5 protein-coding genes are annotated in these 4,179 nt (G+C 72.0%); 3 read left to right on the top strand and 2 right to left on the bottom strand.

Annotated features, from left to right (window positions below; all coding sequences use genetic code 11):
* The coding region (locus tag ACY45C_RS15355; protein ID WP_462188281.1) for a tyrosine recombinase at window positions 1–883 on the top strand (883 nt) is incomplete at its 5' end.
* Window positions 884–998: 115 nt separating this feature from the next.
* Here the strand turns inward: ACY45C_RS15355 and ACY45C_RS15350 are convergent.
* Window positions 999–1,217, bottom strand: coding sequence for a hypothetical protein (locus ACY45C_RS15350; protein ID WP_023841797.1), 219 nt, complete (start codon window positions 1,215–1,217; stop codon window positions 999–1,001).
* 441 nt (window positions 1,218–1,658) lie between these two features.
* On the opposite strand from ACY45C_RS15350, the gene npdG reads away from it, so the two are divergent.
* A complete protein-coding gene (gene npdG / locus ACY45C_RS15345; RefSeq protein WP_462188280.1) occupies window positions 1,659–2,342 on the top strand; it encodes an NADPH-dependent F420 reductase in 684 nt (227 codons plus the stop codon).
* Window positions 2,335–3,159, top strand: coding sequence for a helical backbone metal receptor (locus tag ACY45C_RS15340; protein ID WP_462188279.1), 825 nt, complete (start codon window positions 2,335–2,337; stop codon window positions 3,157–3,159). The genes npdG and ACY45C_RS15340 overlap by 8 nt, the downstream gene beginning before the upstream one ends.
* Window positions 3,160–3,195: 36 nt before the next feature.
* Here the strand turns inward: ACY45C_RS15340 and panB are convergent, their stop codons facing one another.
* Complete coding sequence (gene panB, locus ACY45C_RS15335) at window positions 3,196–4,074, bottom strand: 3-methyl-2-oxobutanoate hydroxymethyltransferase (RefSeq protein ID WP_462188278.1); 879 nt, start codon at window positions 4,072–4,074, stop codon at window positions 3,196–3,198.
* Window positions 4,075–4,179 lie beyond the last annotated feature (105 nt).

Here is a 4,179-nt window from a genome sequence, read left to right as displayed (position 1 = left end):
CACCGGTGACGACACGCACCCGCCGCTTGCCGCGGCGTCGGTCGCGAGGATGCTGGTCGCCGTCCGGTCGCTGCACCGCTTCGCGGCCGACGAGGGTGACGTCCCCGAGGACGTGTCCCGGCCGGTTCGACCGCCGACGCCTCCCCGGCGGCTACCGAAGGCCCTGAGCATCGACCAGGTGGTGGCCGTCCTCGCCGCGGCCGCGGGTGCGCCCCCGTCGGGATCCCCGCCGCCGCCCGGGGGACCGCCGCCGGTGGAACCGGCCGAGGCCGTCCGCCGTCTGCGCGCGACCGCGTTGCTGGAGCTTCTCTACGGCACCGGGGCCCGGATCTCGGAGGCCGTCGGTCTCGACGTCGACGATCTCGATCTGGAGGCCGCCTCCGTCCGCCTGCACGGCAAGGGCGGACGTGACCGGATCGTCCCGCTCGGTCGGTGCGCCATCGCCGCGGTGGCCGACTATCTGCGGGTGGGGCGGCCGATGCTGGCCGCCCCCCGCTCGGGGCCCGCGGTCTTCCTGTCCCGCCGCGGTAACCGCCTGTCCCGGCAGAGCGCGTGGTCGGTGCTGCGTACGGCGGCGCTCGCGGCGGGTGTGGAGGGGGTCTCACCCCACGTGCTGCGCCATTCCTTCGCCACCCACCTGCTCGACGGCGGCGCCGACGTCCGGGTGGTGCAGGAGCTGCTGGGACACGCCTCGGTCAGCACCACTCAGATCTACACCCTGGTGACGGTGGACCGGCTTCGCGAAGTGTACGCGGCCTCACACCCACGCGCCTTGGGCTCGACCCTGGGCTCGATCGGTCACCACTCCCGGACCTGGGGACCCGAGGACGGATCCGTGCATGACGGATCCGTGAGTTTCGCCGGGGCACCGCCCCGGTTCTGAGCGACGGTCGGCGTCCCGGGCGAATGTCCACCCGGGACTGTCCGCGGGAGAACGCGCCAAGCGGCGCGACGCCACCGCTTGGGGACGCGTGGACCGGCGCGGCACGTGGACACGCTCAGGATGGGGTGTACGGCCCCAGGCTGGGCATCCCGTTGGAGGGAGCCGAGGCGGGAACGCCGCCGACACCGCCGACCGTCTGCGTGCTGCGCTCGGCCAGGGTTTCGCCCACCTTGCGGGCGATCGCTTCCATCAGGCGCAGTGCCTGCGGCAGCGACAGGTTCAGCACCACTTCGCTGTCGTTCGTCATCGCGAAGCGAACCGACACGTCCGCCATTGCTCGACCTCTCTCGCCTGACTCCGAAGATCTGCTCGATGTGTGTGAAACGGAACGGTACGGCCCATCTGAGACCAATGCGCGCGCGGGGTTCCTGGAAGTACCGGCAGGTTCGCTTTTCGTGTCTACTCTCTCACCAAGTGTCGCGGTCCAAGAGCTGTAGCTGTCAGTCACGTGGGTTGCTCCTCTGCCGGTGGCGACGTGTATGGACCCGGTCGATCCGGATCTCCCCACGGGGGGGCGAGCTCGGAAAAATCGGGCACGTAGCTGTCCCGTTGTCTCTGCATAGTCCCTCATTGCCAGGAGCTGTCCGCAAGGGGGTGGACTTGTCATGCATCGTCATGTCGGAGGGTGAACGGGTTGGTTCCCACCGTTCTGGGAACGCTTTCACGGGTGTCACGCAGCCGGGCGGCCAAAGCCCGGATCGGGCAGGATGGCAGGGTGGCTTCGACTGACCGCGTCCGGCCGGATGTCCCCGCGCTGATCATCGGTATCCTCGGCGGCTCGGGTCCGCAGGGCGGGGGCCTCGGCCTGCGGTTCGCCGCCGCCGGCCATCTCGTGCTGATCGGGTCCCGCTCGACCGAACGCGGCCAGCAGGCCGCGGCCGCGCTCGCGCGTCCCGGCCTGCGTATCGAAGGCGCGGACAACGCCACGGTCGCCGAGCGCGCGGATATCGTCATCATCGCGGTTCCCTGGGATGGCCATCGCCAGACCCTGGCCGCCTTGCGGGAGCCGTTGGCCGGGAAGATCGTGATCGATTGCGTCAACCCCCTCGGCTTCGACAAGGGGGGTGCCTTCGCGCTTGCGGTGCCCGAGGGCAGCGCCGCGCAGCAGGCGGCCGCCGTCCTGCCGGACAGCACCATCGTGGCGGCCTTCCACCACGTCTCTGCGGTGCTGCTGGCCGATGACGCGGTCGCGAAGATCGACACTGATGTCCTGGTCCTCGGCGACGATCGGGCCGCCACCGATCTGGTGGCCGCGCTCGCCGAGCGCATTCCCGGCATGCGGGGCATCTACGCCGGCACGTTGCGCAACGTCGGTCAGGTCGAGGCGTTGACCGCAAACTTGATCTCGGTCAATCGTCGGTACAAGTCACACGCCGGCCTGCGGGTCACCGATGTCTGAGCGGCGTCCGGACGTGGCCTCTCCGAACGGGCGGGAACGAGAGGCGGGGACGGCCCTCCGGGACGATCTGGGCCACCCGGTGGCGATTCCGGCGCGGGTGGAACGGATCGTCTCGCTCGTTCCCAGCCTCACCGAGTCGATCGCCGTTACCGCGCCCGGTCTGCTGGTGGGTGCCACCGACTGGTGCAGCCATCCCGCGGGGCTGGCCGTCGCCCGGGTCCGGGGGACAAAGAACCCCGACCTCGACACCATCGTCTCTCTGGCTCCGGACCTGGTCTGCGCGAACGCCGAGGAGAACCGGGAACCCGACCTCGCCGCGCTGCGCCGGGCCGGGCTCGCCGTGTGGGTCACCGCCCCTACCACGGTCGATCAGGCTCTGGTGAGCCTGGACCGGATGCTGCGCCTGGCCTGCGGGCTGGCTCGTCCCGGCTGGCTCGACGCCGCCCGGCAGGCCTGGGCCGTGCCGGCCGCCGGGCCGCGGCGGCGGGCGTTGGTGCCGATCTGGCGCCGGCCGTGGATGGCGGTCGGCCGGGACACCTTCACCGGCGACGTGCTGCGCCGGCTGGGGGTCGACAACGTGCTGGCGGACTCGCCGGACCGCTACCCTCGGATCGATCCCGCGGCCGTCCCGCCCCATGACCTGGTGGTCCTGCCCGATGAGCCGTACCCCTTCAGCCCGTCGGACGGACCCGAGACCTTCAGCGCGCCCGCGGTCTGCGTGTCCGGCCGCCTGCTGACCTGGTACGGCCCGTCCCTGGTCGAGGCGGGGTCCGTGCTCGCGGCGGCGCTGGCCCGGACCGGCGATGGGCCGGAGTGACAGCGCCGCCGCTGGCACCACCGGCCGGATGGCTGATCAGTAGCTGTGCTCGATTGTCGGGTACCTGCCGTCCCGGACGTCCGCGCGGTAGGCCCGGGCGGCGTCCGCGAGAATCGTGCGCAGATCCGCGTACCGCTTGACGAACCGCGGCGCGCGGCCGTCGCTCAGCCCGGCCATGTCCTGCCAGACCAGCACCTGGGCATCGCATCCCGAGCCGGCTCCGATGCCCACGGTGGGGATGCGCAACTCCTTCGTCACCCGGGTGGCCAGATCGGCGGGAACCACCTCGAGCACGACCGCGAACGCGCCGGCCGCCTCGAGCGCCAGCGCGTCGGCCAGCAGGACCTCGCCGGCCTCGTCGCGGCCTTGGACCCGGTAGCCCCCGATAGTGTGGATGCTCTGCGGGGTCAGCCCCAGATGCCCGATAACGGGGATGCCGGCGCCGACCAGGGCGTCCACCGCCCGGACCACCCGGGAACCGCCCTCGAGCTTCACCGCGTGCGCCCCGCCCTCCTTGAGGAAGCGGGTAGCGTTCGCCAGCGCCTCGGCCGGCCCCCCCTGGTACGACCCGAAGGGCAGATCGGCGACGACCATCGCGTGCGGTGCTCCGCGGACCACCGCCCGGACCAGCGGCAGCAGCTCGTCGACGGTGATCGGCACGGTCGTGTCGTAGCCGTAGACGACGTTGGCGGCTGAGTCCCCGACCAGCAGGACGGGGATCTCCGCCTCGTCGAAGACGGCGGCGGTGGTGGCGTCGTACGCGGTCAGCATCGACCACTTCTCGCCCCGGTTCTTCGCCGCGGCGACGTCACGCACTGTGAAACGGGACCGGCGTGGCCGCGGCGGCGTGGTCGGCGCGCCGTAGGGCGTCGCCGCCGGGCCCGCCGGGTGGGTGGGTGTGCCTGAAGCATCCATGAGCGCTCCTGTACGTCCGTCCGGGCGCTGGGCGTCCCGGCGTCCCTCTCATGCTGCCACCAACGGCCGCCACGCGGAGAGCCCGCGGCGGAGCAGATCCCCCGG

The sequence above is a fragment of the Frankia sp. CcWB2 genome, assembly GCF_977927585.1.
This window is presented reverse-complemented; position numbering and strand designations above follow the sequence as displayed.

Coding starts and splice junctions, on each gene's coding strand:
- ACY45C_RS15350 (WP_023841797.1), bottom strand. CDS start 1,217: ATGGCGGACGTGTCGGTTCGCTTCGCGATGACGAACGACAGCGAAGTG.
- ACY45C_RS15340 (WP_462188279.1), top strand. CDS start 2,335: ATGTCTGAGCGGCGTCCGGACGTGGCCTCTCCGAACGGGCGGGAACGA.
- panB (WP_462188278.1), bottom strand. CDS start 4,074: ATGGATGCTTCAGGCACACCCACCCACCCGGCGGGCCCGGCGGCGACG.